Genomic DNA, 14,656 nt, shown 5'->3' with positions numbered 1-14,656 from the left:
TACGCCCCTGCAAGCAGCTTAGCGTACGATTTTTTCCGAATTCTGAGAGGACCCCAGATACGATCGTCGCGTTCTCACCGATACGGGAGCGCCCGGAATGGATGGGACAGAAGGTTTAGGCTCGACAACCGAGTGCATGAAATGCAACGTCGCGGCGGCGATTTTCGCAAACTGTGGTCAGCTCGATAACGCGCAGCTTGACGAAATCATCAAATGGGTAAATCTGTATCGCTCATGAGCGCAATGTGTTGCGCAGCTCGACGGCCCGTTTCTGTTGCGCGGATTCCGGTCACGAGCCTTGAGCTGCCGTCGCCGGATGCCCGAAAAACGCAACACTTCCAAACATACCAATGAGGGTGATTAATATAATTATGACAAATGTAGGAATCCTATCTATATTTAGGAGCAGAAAGCCACTCACCAGAGCCCCGACTAAGGCGATATCGAAATCGGAGAGTCGCTCTTCCCCGTCAGAAAACACCTAAGCTGTCGCTCGGCTTCCAGGACCTCATGCAGTCGCGCGCTTGCGAGCTGGGCGTCATAGAGCGAAAGCAGCGTTTCGAAATCACTGATGACATCGGAAGCAATTCGCCATTGACCGGTCTCATGCGCGTGCGCCAGCGTGTTCTCAACGACATATTCGGCGATCTTGAACTGCTCAGGCGGCAGATTTCCATAACCGGCGCGCTGCAGGTACCAGCTCAGGTACACCGCATGCATGAGCTCGTTGATCAGGTGGCTATTGCCATGGCCATCACGACAAGCAGCCAGTGCAAGATGACACGATAGCGAACGTTTATTGGCGGAGGATCGGTCCATCGGCAACAGAAGCGTTTTCGTCAGAGGCTTGCGGGCTTGACCACCGCGAGACCTGCTTTGCATGGAGGACATTTTTTGACGTTATGACTGGGGAACCAAGAAATTATAGCTAACCTCTGTCCGCGATCGTCCGTAGTCGACACACAACTGCCGGTCGTCGTTGTGTAGTTGCGATGACCGCTCCCAGGATACAACGGCCTTTCCTTAAAGCACATCGCAAAGCGAACCGCGGTTCGTCAACTGAACGCTAACATCCACGTACTTGCACACCTGATAAGAAAAATCAACAGATGTGCGGTTTGGTTTTTTTGGCTAGGCAACCACCTCCGGCCCTCAATAATTCGCCGCCGTGGCCGTTGATACGTGCGTGTCCGGCCGCCCGCCGGCACCTCACACACGACGACGTCGGAGCCTGTCGCCGTCCCCTCGCCCCTCTCTAGGAGTAATGCTTGAACACCGTGATGACCTATCAGGAACTGCCGGGCGACCCGGACGGCGACTGGCCGCTTCTCTTGCGGACCTACCTCTCGACGTCCTATCTGACCAGCGCCGCGCTGCTGGCGAAGAAGGCATATGCGATCGAAATCGATCCGGCGGTTCAGGATCGCGGGTTTGGCATAGTGGAGCGCGACGAACACCTGGCCTGCGCGAGCGCAGCGATCATCATGAGTGCGCTGGGCGTCGAAGCCTTCGTGAACGAGCTGTTTGCGGATTGCGAGGCCACCGGTGGACGCAACCTGTTTGGCTTGAGCGCATCGCGGGCCGACAAGTTGGCGGGAGTTTGGCGCCAGCGCCCGCCTAAGCGCGAGCGCGGGCGGCGCCGCCGACACCAGGCGGACGATTTCCAATCGCAGCCGTCCCTCGACAAGTACGCCCGGGTCCTGCGCGAGCTTCGCCTGCCCCGATTCGACTTCAAGACGGAGCCGGTCAAGGCGATGCAGACGCTGATCATGCTGCGTAACGCGCTCGCGCACTACAAGCTGGCGATCCGCACGGTGGGTGGGCAAGGTGAGCAACGGGCGTGGACTGACCTTGAACAGCGGGTGCGGGCGGTTTTCCCTGACCACGACCCGATGTCCGGCTTGGACAATTCCTATATCCCTGATCGCATCATTGGGCATGCCGTGGCCGAATGGAGCGTGCGGACCGCTGTCGCGTTCCTTGAGCACTTCCGTCAGCTGTTGTCGGTGACGCCGCAGCCAGGCCACCGTTGGCCGACGCAAGTGATGCTGATGACTCGCTAAGGCGCGAGAAGCGACCGCGGGCATACAGGGTATCTAGCACGGGCACTGGCCGGCCGGCTCTGATCAGCGGCTGTTATCAGATGTGTGGGTTAGGGGTTTCTCCCGCACCAAAAAAAATTTCGATGTTGCGCTCTTAATCAAACGCAAGTCGAGCCGATAACGGTCACAGGCCTGCGGTGCGTCCGCACCGTGTTTCGGGACAGGCCCGTACGCCGCGCAATCTCGCGCAGCGGGACCTTCTCGCGGAAATACATCCGCCTGATCTTGGCCAATATGCCCACCGTGATCACCTCTGTATCCCCTGCTCAAAGATTGAGCAGGACATTCAATCACGTGGGTCAAAATTCGATGAAAACTACTGGCTCAGGTGGGTCAATTCTGGGTGGACATCAACACCCGCAGCGCGAGCTCGTCGCGCGGTAGCGCGCGGCATCGGCAACAGCATCGTTTTGGCGCGCCGTGCTCGTGCCGAGTTGGGGTTGCGAACGAATGGGAGAGTTTTGGGCATCAGGGTTCGTTGGTGATCTCTTGAACGGGGATAGCGGCCACGGTCGGAGGTTGCTTAAACGTTGCCTTCTGACGAGGCGGCCCCGCGATGTGCGATGAATGCTTCGACATGCCGGATCGCCTGTTCGCACTGGTCGAGTGACAGGTTGTGGATGGACCCCGGCACCGGATCGAAGCCGAGTTCGGATGCAACCCAGCGGATCGCTTTCGCGCGGGCCTCGAACAGATTGACGTGATCACGCCTGACCTTGCCCGAGACCAGTGGCTCGAGCGCGTCGTGCAGGCGGCTCTTCGCGTCGCGCAACGCGCCGTCGGCGAGACGTCCCAGCGGCACGTTCCGTGTGCTGCGCGAGTGGATGCCGATCCACGCCTGACACGCTGTGCAGACCCAGAGCGCGCCGTGGTCGTCGCGATAGGGATACGACGCTTCACCGTATTTCACGAACGCGGCGTGAGCGCCGCAGTAATCGCACAAGGGCTGGGGTAATGCCTTGATCGGGCGACCTACACGCACCGAACACTCCTTCTCTCTGAATTCAGATCACATTATCCGCGATCGTCGGGAAGCGAAAGCTTTACGATTGTCGCGATCATTTGTAACTGAGACCGTGCGTCCCTCGCCCAACGCAAGCTCAGTGAATGGCCGCAGCCGAGCAGGTACGACCGCCTCTTGTCGACCCGGAACTGCAAGTCGAGCCGGTGCAGTTCCACTGGCAGGTATCGGAGCATTGCCGACACCGGGCTCGCGACGAGTTCGAACGGCTGATCACTCACTTCGCGAGGACGACAAGCGACCCGCTTCGGCCCCTCGACCGATCGCGGGATCACCGGGAACATCCAAGGTAAACCCAGGGTTGCCAGGGCCGTGCCGAACTCGTGGACCGTGACGGTCACTCGCATGGAGGTTCGGTCGGCGGTGGATCGTTGGGTCTTAAGGGCCACCACACTGTTCCATGATTGCCACTGGCCACGCGTTGAACAGACATGCCATTCCTGTTCAGAAAATCTTTCATGTTGGAATAGAAACCAAGCCAGAAAATATGCCCGTAACAAAAAACGCCTTTTACCGCCACTTTGTTACCCCACGCATTTGACTCGCGATCAAATGCTTTTGAGTAAAACATCCAGTTGCCGTTTCCGGCATCTCGAATCCCGAAGCCACGGCTTCCCGCGACGGGATGTTCCCATCCTGTGTCGATTTCAACCGTCGAAAAAATAAAATCCGTATCGGTCGCGCAGGTCACCTGAACGCTGCCCCACGGATTGACAAACTCAATTGTTTTTATCGCCTTCTGAAAACCCGTAACCGGATTCGGATAATGTGTGTCAAGCTTGAACGTCATCAAGGCTCCTATGGGATTGTCCGATCGCCATTTTTTTCTGTTTTCCTCCCCATACTTGGACACATCGATCAACGTGCCGTACGGCTGAAAATCGTAGTCACCCGTGGTGCCTCGCGCGAATTCATCAAAGTGAAGCCGGATAGTCTTGAATGTTTCCGCAAGCGATTTATCTGATGGCTTTTTAAAAACAACGTAATAGAAATCGACATTTACTACGTCACCTACGCCACTATCCGGCGGGAGAAAGCGCTTGACTTGCCTTGCTTTTTTTATAGGCGACCTCCAGTCGCCGAGATCCCTGAAGTAATCGACGTTTCGCGAAGCGAGATCGTCAAGCGGCAACGGCTTGAAACATTCGGCGCAAGCCGTCTGCGCCATCGCAAACGCCACAACAGCTGTCGTGCAGACTGTCACCAGACCACGCAGGAATCTCATACTATCCTCCAGTATGCAGGCTGATCGAAGCGACTTCACTGCCAAATCTCCGCTTGATGAGGCTCCACGGCCCGTCCCCCATCTTTACGATCCCCTCGAAATACGTCGCTCGCCCGCTCTTATATGGCTGGAGCGTCACGCGCGTCCCGGCGGCCCTGGTCAGATCGCGAGTGACGTTGTTGTAATATGACGTCCGGTCGAGCTCAAATGACGCATTCGGATCAAACACCGGGCCGACAGTCACATGAAGCATGCCCCCTCCACGCACCCAGACGATCTGCTCTCCATGCAGGATTGCCCCGTAGACCCAGGCCGGCGTAGCCGATAACTGAAGGTCCTCATGGGAGTGAGGCTGGTGTCTGTAGAGTGCAAGCCCACACCACCCAAGAAACCCACCCGCCACGCGCACATCGCAGAACCAGAGCTTCGTCGTGGGATCCCTGCGCAGCGCAAAGCTGGCCACTGATATCGTCCGCTTTACGAGGGCAGCATCGGCCACAGACAGATTGTCAAGATAGAGGACCTCGTTTGCGCCTTCGATACTGCGTTGTGGGTAAAACGTTGCATCGAGCGGTTCAGTGTTCCCATTTTCAGGAACCTGAAAATCCGTCATGCGTGGTGGGTCGCGCGTCACATCGAGATGGGGACGCTCGATGGGGTCTTCGCCCCACTGGGTAACAAACGTGTCAAGACTGCTCACTGGTCCGTCAGCAGCGGCGCCCAATCTGCATCCTACGGCCAGCCTCTCTCCGGGTCCGGAAACCAGCCACGGCGGGCGCACATAAATACGCATGGCGTAAATCCGCTGGGTTCTGCGCGTACCCCCTCCAGGCTGAACGAGATCGTGCGATATGGGAACGACATGACTGATGTCAGGCGCAGGAAGCATCATCGAGGCTGGAACATCGACCAGTATCTGCTCCGAACGGATTTGAAACGCTGACGCCGGACCAGGCTTGAATTGCGCCTTGTAGCGCGAACTTGTCACGGCCGTTACGGTCGCACGTTTGCGACGTCCATCAACAAAGTTGAGAGTACATGGCCTGCCCGGTTGAGACGATGGCTGCTGCGACTGCGACTGCGACTGCGGCGGATTCAAAAGGAATATCTTGTTTTCGGCACACTGCAGGCCAAATGAGCTTTGCACAACGTCCACGGACTGCATGAAAAGGCTGGCGTTCGACATGGCTACGCGGGCCATGAGCGACGCGGACGGAGGCAGATGCCTGTCAAAGAGGACGCTTCTCGGCGTGGAAATCGCATGCGCCGATGTCAGCGCAGGCCGATCCTGCCACGGCCGGTCCTCGATATCGGACCATACCGCTTCGAGCCAGACCTGTCCTGCAGAAGCGGCATCCACCTGAATGTATCCGGGAAGGTCGGCCGTTTCCTTCAACCGGCTTCGCTCAGCCACAGTCACCGTCTCACCTGTCGGCGAAAAACGGACTGGCACACCCCCAAAAAACGGTCTGAGTGTGGGTGCTTTCGCGCAATGAGTCACTTGCAGTTTCTGTTCTGCAACGGCCGGTACGATCGATGCGGCGTCCGCGAGGCCTGGTGTTGCACGCAACTTCATTTGTGCGCTCGAGGCTGCGTAGGACGCCGTCTGATGAAGCTGGTCTTTGCCAAGCTCGGGAAGAATCGTTATTTCGAGCTCAGCGGACACGGGAGCAACAATGCAAACTGTCCGCCCCTGCTTCGTCACCTCCACGCTCGATCCCGAGGAGATGGAAAACCGGAGTTCAATTGGCCTGAACTCTTCCCATTTCCCGGCGCGACCATATTCGACCCGGACTGGACTCAGGTACATGTGGGGCGTGAGTTCGCAATACGTATCGCGCTCATACGTGAATTCGTGGGACGTGCTGTCTGGATCTCCATTGAGCACGGTCACCTGGACGGATATGGCAGCAACATCAGGATCAAAAAAATACCGAAGGTCAGAGGGACGTCGCCTGAAATAGTGGCTGACGTCCTGCACAAATTCCCGGTGGGCATATCGGGCCGGTTCACTTTTCTGACTCAGGAAAATACCGTGGTAGCGCGCGGTATCCATGTCGATCGGGGATGGCACTACCCACACGCTTGCATCAGGCGCGTCCCTCGTGAGAAATATGGACCGGGATGCATCATTGCTGTTGCTGAAATTCGCGGATACCAGCTCCCCTGCCCTGTATGCGCGGGCCCGAAAGAAAGGACAACATTGCACATAGCTGTTCGTGGGACCCAGACCATCCGCATCCGCTGCCGAAAGACTGATGCCGCCCATCAGGACGTTGCGAAGTCGATAACAGTACAGGCGTCCGAACCGCAAGGCCGTAGCACCGGAATAGCCTGTCACGCTGATCTGGAAAGGAGCATCGGCATGCGGCGCAATGCGTTTGTCCGTCCCCAGGAGGCGCAGGTAGTCACGCGCCTGCCCTGAACTCATACCGACGTACCGGATTATTTCCGTACTCCGGGCCGAGGGAGAATCGGGAGTCTGCTCCCTTTCATACGCGTCCTCAACTGGACCCTTGATCTTGCGCGACGAGCCCGTCAACGTTATTTCCTGAACCTGTTGATGCACGCTACTGAAGCGGGGCTCAACGCTGTCCGCAAGGTCGAGGCGAAATCCTGTCCAGAGATCTTCCAGAAAGAGGCACGGCCAGACCGCTTCCCGCTGCGCGTCTTTGAGTGCGTCGGGAGCAAGCAGGTCTGCCGTTGGAGCGGATATTGTCAATCCCGTGCATTCAGGCTCATTCACGCCTCGATGCTCGTCAACGAGCAGTTGTGGCGGCCGCTGGTCAAGCACGTCCGTAAAATCACCCCCCTGCTGCTGCGGAGCCGGTTGTGCCGTATTGGAAAGGGAGTTGTTGAATTGCAGTACGGTTCCCTGGATTATCGCGACTTCGGCGTTGATTGCAGTCGCCCGATACCGCGGGTTCCCCTGCTCGTCGTTCAGACACGCCAGCGCACTGTTTGTTGTCCGCGCCTGCTTCCCGGGCTGCGGCATGTCAACGAAACTGAGAGGATGGGTATGCCCCATCCGGCGGAAAGCCGTTGAGTGAAGCACAAGCGGGTACGACTTCTGCGCAAAGGACGCACCTTGCAGGAAGAGCACGTGATCGCCCGTCACCGGTTGTGCCGCCACTGCATGCCACGATGTCGTAATGCCGCATGATTCGCTCAGGAGAGCGTTCTTCAGGGCAGCGTGGACCGCAACATTGGGATCCGATACCGAAACGGAAACGTCGCCTTTATCCGAAGCACGCCTGAGACCGTCCGAAGCAACGAAAGCGCGGACGGCGTCAGAACTTGCCAGCCTGTCCTGAACCTTTTTGACGCCGTCTTTCAGGCGGGCAGCTGCGGCGCCAACTGGACTGTTCGCAAAAAGCGTGACGCCCTTGGAATCACCGAATACTAGCTCAAGAGCGGTCGATTGTACGTAGCTGTTTACCCATCGGGCCTTCTCAAAGGATGATGGGCCGGCCGGAATGGACGTCGTGAATGCCAGCCTTTCCGTAACGCTCGCGTAGATGTGTGTGCGGAGTAACCATAGATCATCATGGAGGCGATTAAGATCGACGAAATCCTGCGCGTGCAGCTTGTCGAAGCGCGAATCGTGCTGCACGGGCGACACCGCCACGTCGGCCGGCCTCTCGAGATAGCTGCCCAGCACGTCCCGCAAAGCCATAAGAGGCTTTGCTCCCGCATACTTCAACGACACCGCAATTCCCTTGCTGACGGCAGCCGGCTTTCCCGATGCTATCCACTCAGCCAGCGGGACCGCCACGGCATCGACAGGTTGATCGGCCGGACGTCCAAAAACAGGATGGGCAGCGAGCGCATTCACCACGTCACCCCCGGTCACCGTCCCTTCGGAAAATTCCAGAACAGTGACGAGACGGACATCGAAACGCAACGGCTGCTGTTCAGGACTACTGGAGTCCAGAGGTATCGGCGTGATCCTGTAGGTGACTTGCATTCTGGTTCTCTCTACCGGTACCCGGCGAGTATGCGTTGAAAGGCCTTCCTGCGTTCTCTCTGGAACTTCGGTCCAAACGGCATCCCATCGCTGGGCGCGCCGCTACCGATCCTGGAGTAGGTGCCCTCTGGAAGGGCGTTAGTCGCGATCGCCTGCATCTCCACAGCGGCGCCTGCGGCCGCCTTGTGCTGATCGTCCGACGCCTCTTCGTGAACGGCCGAAAATGAATATGAAATCCGCACAAAGCCGATCTTTATCGAAACGGATACCTCAGCAGTGCCCCGAATAATTTTTTGCGCACCCGCGATACGTTCCATCGCGATATAGATGAGACCCGCAAAATCGATGATGCTCGCGACTGACAGATTGGCAGCAGCCTTTACGAAGGCTCTCAGGATCACCGTCGCACTGTTTGCGGCATCATCGCGCTGCAGCGAAAAAAAGATGCCAGCGGTCAGCGAGGCCTGCCCCTTCGCAATCCCCCACTCGATCGGGATCAGCGCGCCATACTCCATGCTGACTTCCACCAGCCGGCATCCGCGCGTTGTCGCCTCGATCAGCGCGTAAGCTTTCCCGCCATACCATGGCGGCACATAAATGGTCAGTGGCTTCTCACGCGTGGACACAGAAAATCCAACTGCGAGAACGTCCCGCCCTCTCAGAGGGATCGTAACGGACCAGCCGAGCGCAAGATTCGAAATCATCGCTGGCCCCATAAACAACGGGCCCGAACCGCCAGCCGGGAACTGGAGCGTCTGCCACACCCGGATCTCGGCAGGTGTAGGGACGATATGGACACTGTTGTCGCCGAGGCCTCCAAAGATGGCTGCAAGCTGGCTGATGAAGTCCAGCGGAGATAGCAGATCGACTGACTTGAGCTGAACCGTAAAATCCTTGTGGCCATCCTCGGAAATTTGGAATGCGACCTTTGAGAATCTGACGTTCAGTGCACTGAAGACAATTACCGAGAAATCCACCATCGCCGCATTGGCTGACACTCTCGGCGTGCCGGCGGAAAATTTAAATCCAGAGCCGTCTGGCGGGATAACGACCTCGCCAAGATCGATGCGCGCGTGGGCGTTAATGTCGATGCGTGTTTCACCATTGGTTGGCACAAATGTCACAGGCCCGACCGGGACTTCCGTGAATACATCGTTTGACCACTGTAGCGCCGCATCGACCCCGAGTGTGAGGGGCTCCCCACCGGGCAACGCGGGCTTTGCCTGCTTCTGCAGCATCGCGATCAGCGCTGGAATCGGAAGGGGCGCCCGGCCTTCCAGCACGTCGGCAAGCCACTCGATACCTGTCGTGCGCAATAGCCAGGTCGGCGGAGAAGCCGCACGCTCCTGGGCAGCGCTTCCTGCTGACGAGCTGAGTGCAATGTCCCGGAAGATATCCGCAAAGCTCAGACCGGGAATGATCTGCGCATTTACCCCGAACAGGTCGCCAAGTTTCAGCCCTGGCGCCACACCCGGCGTGTCTCCAGGCGTGGCGCCGGATGCCAGCATCATTGCTGGCCCTGCCGCAACGCCCATCAGCTTGCGTGCATCGTTCACGAGCGCGCTCCGCATAGCCGGTTCGCGAGAACTGTCGAACGGCGCCTTGTCGTGCTGAGGCCTGCTCCTAAGCGCAAACGCGGCATAGTCGAGCCGCTGCGTGGCCTGAATCCGGCTTCTGGCCGGGTCGACATAGCCCTTCCATCGCCCTTCATTAAAGGTGGCATCCCCCATCGGCCCGTGCTTCCGGTCCGCGAAGCTCAGATGCGTGTCAGGTACAGAGAGGCCACCAATGCCATCCGATGAAGAAGAGCGACCAAAGCGGACTTCGTTGTCTAAACCCAGGAACAGGTCATCCGGTATCGGACTGGGATCTACAGATACGCCAAAGTAGGCCTGCCTGACAGCCCTGGCGGTCTCTTCTGCTGATCGGGGCGTGACTCGGCCAGGCTCCGGGACAAGCGCACGCGTTTCCAGCATGTAAATATAGGGGGCTTCGGGTGCGGGTGAGTGTGCCGTGACGTTGAAGAAATAATCGGCAAGCGGCGTCGTTGGCTCCGGATCCAGGATGGGTGAGTAGGTGAACCGGACGTCGCGGTAAGTCACGAGGGAAGACGAGGGCTCTCCCGAAATCTGCCCCATGCTCTGGATACGAACCCGCAGGGTTCTCGCGCGCGGGCGGAATGGTGCGCTCACCGACGTTGGCTTGAGGTCGGGTATGTTCGCGCGCACCCACTCTATCCAGTCGATGTGCTGCGCTGTCGCGCCCTTCTCGGTGCTGGATGCCAACGCAATGGACGAGCCGCCATAGTGCGCAAACCGTCCTGGTATGAGCGCCCACTGCTTATCAACCACACGAAGACCCTCACCTGCTGCGCTCTGATCGATTGCGTGTGAGGCGTCGCCCTGCGCAATGGGAGACGAAGGGCACACCATATTGGGATTGCTCGGGCTCCACTGTGAGCCCGGCTCCCAGATGAGGCCGTTAGGTGCCCGCGCCTTGTTATTGACAAAGATCATGGGCATTGACGCGCGATGCGTCTTGCCTTCCCAGTCAGTCCCAACATGTTCAAACGCGAATGGCTTACCGCCCACGAGTGGCAGAAAAAAGTCATAGTGGAGGTAGGTTTCCGGGTCTCCTCCTGGCGGACGATCGAGCGGTGGCGACCTGGGTGTCGTCACCGAAATCCGCTGGAACGGGGTCTCAGCATGGCCTGGCTCGATAGAGTTCGGTTGCGATATCTGAAGGAATGCCTGCGTAATCAGCGGAGCTACGAAGTATCCCTGTTCATCCAGTCCGAATACTCTCTCGGAGAGCAGTATCAGCTCGCAGGGTGTACCGAATGGATATAAAAATCCTTCATTGACCATCTCGACATGGTGATCACGGCCGAGGCTGGTCGAGTGGACCCAGCCCGACAGCGCACATCCCGGGAAAGGGTCCCACTTGCCTTCGAGTTGCAACCATCCGCCTCTCGCGCTCAGGCGTAGCTGTTGCACGGGGATCGTGCGACCGGCTGAATAGCAGGCCTGTATGCAACCGCTCTGCTTCGGGTCGTCTGATTCGTAGCGGATGACCCCTGTGCTGGTCAGTGGGTCCACCTTGCCCGTATACAGAAAGCGACGCGAGAGACTTGTTGCGATTTCAATACGGGCATAGTTGCTCAGCGGCGTCGGCGAAGGCGGAAAGAGCATGCCGGGACGATCAGCGTACGTAACGACAGGTCCACCCGTATTCACGGTACCGTCCACGCTTTTCTGGTCAAAACCCCTGACACTCAGAACCTCCATCGGAATGGAAGGTGAATAGCGTTCCGACTTGCGGCGTAGCGACGTTGTCCAAAGCTCCTTCCATATACCCGTCACCCGCACGCGCAGGGGTTCTTCAAAGGTATAGGCTGATGCCGCCGAATTATCGGCGGGACTCAGATCAATGCCCCACGGCAGCTCAATGCGGGTTGAGGGCGTCTTTTGCGCGTCACCAATATCCAGCTGATAGGGTGCCGCGACACGATCAAGGTCGGGCAAGACAAGCTCAAACTGGTCCCACGCGAGAAGGGATTCAAGCCGCAGCCTGATGGGACGTGTGCGCCTGACCCTGAACACCACCTGACTCGGCGCGCTTGCCGTGAGCCGGATCTGTGACAGTGACTTTTCGTCAAAGACCTGTGGAATCTCCTTGTCTGCCGGGAGCGAAATTTCTGCATAGTGTTGCGGTGGAAATTCAAACACCAGATACCGTTCATGAACACTGCTAACCGGCACCAGCCAGCGCGTGCCCGCGGCAACAGAATCGCGGAACCCGATCGCTTTCAGCTTGAGGAATAACTCGTTACTCTCCCGGCGCAAAATATACTCCGGCCAGGTAACGGTATCCGCCATGAGCCCAGCGAGCGCCTTGACCGGTTTCAGGTCTAGTGCTGCGCCGGCCGGAAGCAGGATACAAAATCTTAAAAAGGCGCGGCGATTGCGGATGCGTGACTCGTCGTCATTTGCCAGGGGCTGATCCATAGCCATTCCCTTGAAAACGCAGCCAGTGATTGATGTTTTTCCTAACGCAAGTTCTCGGTGGCAAGGGGCATAAATGCTTTATTTCACGCGCTTGGGCACCGTGGGTTCCGGTTTGCCCCAACCACGGCCCAGGGCCCTGTCATCAACAAATCAGGATGGTATCGGGATTCCCCGTCGCTGAATGACGTGCGTCGGGCGGAGCCAGGCGGTCAGGGCCTTTTCGCACGCTGTGCCAAAACGACCCGCCACGCCGGACGCCCGCTAGTCCTGTGGCGACTTCAAATACTTGACTAACGCGGCGCGCTGCTTTGGATCGGAGACCCCATCGGCCATCTTTCCTCCCGGAGCGAATTTTTGAGGAGCAGCTAGATAGGCGTCCAGAGAATGATCATCCCACGTCCCCTGTTGATGCTTCAGCGGCACGGAATATTGATAATCTGACAGGCTCGCAATCTTTCGCCCATACACACCGGACAAGTTTGGAGCAACGGCACCGCCCACCGAATTGTTCGCCTTATGGCACGTCGCACATTTAGCGGAGAAGACCTGGCGACCGCTCGTTTGCGCGACTACCTCTGGCGCCACGATGCTACAGCTGACCAGCACAAACACGATTCCAAACAATGAGCGCATCATGTTGTCTCGCGAAACGTTAAAGGGCGACTTTCCATCGGATGCCGCTTCGACTGACTAGCTACTTACCCGCTTTGAGTAGCGGCATAAATCGCGGCTTCTTGCGGTCCGCAAGCGCGGCCTCCGGACATGCCGGAATTGTCCCAGTCGGATCTTCAAAAACGCAATCCGGCATCTGTTCGTTTTGGTTGAAGGTCTGGTAGTCGATAATGGTCAATGAGGAAGCTGGAGAGAGCGAAAATATCACTCCGCGCTGCTTGTCATCAAACCAATACCAAAAGTCCGCAGACTTCGGAGGCGCTCCAAGGGTAACGCTCCACATTGAATCATTGGAAAAGTATGGATCGTCCTTGAATGCGGCCCTACAACGCCCCTCTCCAGCATGAACGAAATCGGGCACTGGCATCGGGACGTCGCCTCCGCCTGCCTTGGAGCAAGCAGGAACCCACTTTGTGCCATCCCAGGAGTAGTAAATCCCCGGACCAACATTTCCTTTCGGAAGCAATTCATCGTTACGCGATGTGTACTCCCCGTTCGAGTCCTGCATCACGAACACAGTGACCTGCATTCCCTTGTCCCAGTCATAGACCACCGCACAGTAGTATGGATACAAATCTTGGCCGATCATGTAGCACCGACTGTCCATGCGGCTGGTCCATGCTGGCGTCGCTACGTTACTAGCATCGGGCAAGAGTCCGGGAAGCAAACGCTGAATATCACTGACGGTGCATCGTGACACTGCTTCGGGCGGTGCTTTTCCGATTGCCTCCAGAAGGCCACCAAGTGTAACAATATCAGCGGACGGATTTGCCCCGCGATTTGCAGCTTTGCACGCATCGTAGGTTATCCGAAGGTTCAACGCTGCATTGTCGGAATATTGGGCGAAATCCGCCAGATAGTACGAGCCCAATATCGGGATGGAAAAATCGTTGATCTGCTCCACGTTCATAATGCGCGCGAGCCTAATTGAGTCGGCATCAGTCCACACCCAAGTGCCAGCTTCAGCTGTTTTCTTGGAAGAGAACGCGGATCTAGGCCTCCCTACAACTGCCCAGTCACCTGCATGAGAAAATCCACCCTGAGCAAGAAAATTTCCCGTGGGGACTACCGCCACGGTCCGATACGGCCCCATCGCGCCGTGCGGGGGGCCGTCTAGCTGGTCGGCGTTCGTGAAAAGCCACCACCAACTAGTTGCGTTAGCGGATGTTTGGAAAAAAATGTCGCAATACTTCAGACTCTCAAGGAAATAAATCTGAAATCGCATGAACCGTTGCGCCGGGTCGCTTGCATCGTAAGACACGTGCGCCACTGCAAGCTCGTCGCCTGGTCCAAACGTGGAGGAGTATCCGCCTGGAGGCGTCAGGAGAACTGTCGCAGTCCATCGAGTTGGCAACTCTGGAGGCGCTATCTGGCCGTGCGGAAATAAGCCGGCTTTTATTCCACTCGGTGACGGGACATCAATGCAAGGTGCGATAGCCATAGCCAACCTCTCTAAAATCTGCCAGTCAATATAGTAGATAGCTTTCTTAGTAGCGAGACGTTTGGTGCTTGCAGCAGCGTTACCTGTTTGCACTAGGTCAGCACTGCACTACCTTCACGCTCGTACGCACCTGTCCACGCAAATGAGACAACGGACGGCCTAGCTGGCCAAGTTGTCCCACCATTGCGTCTTCCCGCTCACGGAGAACATCCGCTGTCTAG

The 14,656-nt window shown here is 57.6% G+C and carries 9 protein-coding genes; 1 reads left to right on the top strand and 8 read right to left on the bottom strand.

Annotation, left to right across the window (positions count from 1 at the left end; genetic code table 11):
- Window positions 1-432: 432 nt before the first annotated feature.
- Window positions 433-891 carry a hypothetical protein gene (locus M0D64_RS39910; RefSeq protein ID WP_266261712.1) on the bottom strand — a complete coding sequence of 153 codons (459 nt, stop codon included), beginning with the start codon at window positions 889-891 and terminating at the stop codon, window positions 433-435.
- Between the two features lie 377 nt (window positions 892-1,268).
- Here M0D64_RS39910 and M0D64_RS39905 point away from each other — a divergent pair, with 377 nt between their 5' ends.
- Window positions 1,269-2,063 carry a hypothetical protein gene (locus tag M0D64_RS39905; protein ID WP_266261711.1) on the top strand — a complete coding sequence of 265 codons (795 nt, stop codon included), beginning with the start codon at window positions 1,269-1,271 and terminating at the stop codon, window positions 2,061-2,063.
- Between the two features lie 562 nt (window positions 2,064-2,625).
- On the opposite strand, the gene M0D64_RS39900 is transcribed toward M0D64_RS39905, so the two are convergent.
- From M0D64_RS39900 to M0D64_RS39870, 7 genes are all read right to left on the bottom strand, one after another.
- Window positions 2,626-3,084, bottom strand: coding sequence for a zinc-finger-containing protein (locus tag M0D64_RS39900; protein ID WP_266261709.1), 459 nt, complete (start codon window positions 3,082-3,084; stop codon window positions 2,626-2,628).
- Between the two features lie 32 nt (window positions 3,085-3,116).
- Window positions 3,117-3,470 (bottom strand): hypothetical protein, encoded by a 354-nt coding sequence (locus M0D64_RS39895; RefSeq protein WP_266261708.1) that lies wholly within the window; start codon window positions 3,468-3,470, stop codon window positions 3,117-3,119.
- Window positions 3,461-4,348: a hypothetical protein gene (locus M0D64_RS39890; RefSeq protein WP_266261707.1), complete on the bottom strand. Its 888-nt coding sequence runs from the start codon at window positions 4,346-4,348 to the stop codon at window positions 3,461-3,463. The genes M0D64_RS39895 and M0D64_RS39890 overlap by 10 nt, the downstream gene beginning before the upstream one ends.
- A gap of 1 nt (window position 4,349) precedes the next feature.
- Window positions 4,350-8,315, bottom strand: a complete 3,966-nt coding sequence (locus M0D64_RS39885; protein ID WP_266261706.1) for a hypothetical protein — start codon at window positions 8,313-8,315, stop codon at window positions 4,350-4,352.
- Window positions 8,316-8,326: 11 nt separating this feature from the next.
- Window positions 8,327-12,322 carry a hypothetical protein gene (locus M0D64_RS39880; RefSeq protein ID WP_266261705.1) on the bottom strand — a complete coding sequence of 1,332 codons (3,996 nt, stop codon included), beginning with the start codon at window positions 12,320-12,322 and terminating at the stop codon, window positions 8,327-8,329.
- Between the two features lie 261 nt (window positions 12,323-12,583).
- A complete protein-coding gene (locus M0D64_RS39875) occupies window positions 12,584-12,958 on the bottom strand; it encodes a c-type cytochrome (RefSeq protein ID WP_266261704.1) in 375 nt (124 codons plus the stop codon).
- Window positions 12,959-13,016: 58 nt separating this feature from the next.
- Complete coding sequence (locus M0D64_RS39870; RefSeq protein ID WP_266261703.1) at window positions 13,017-14,255, bottom strand: hypothetical protein; 1,239 nt, start codon at window positions 14,253-14,255, stop codon at window positions 13,017-13,019.
- Between the last annotated feature and the right edge of the window lie 401 nt (window positions 14,256-14,656).

This window comes from Paraburkholderia sp. WS6, assembly GCF_030464835.1.
Lineage (GTDB): Bacteria > Pseudomonadota > Gammaproteobacteria > Burkholderiales > Burkholderiaceae > Paraburkholderia > Paraburkholderia madseniana.
Note: the sequence above shows the minus strand (reverse complement) of the source record. Positions and strands in the feature narration are given on the sequence as shown.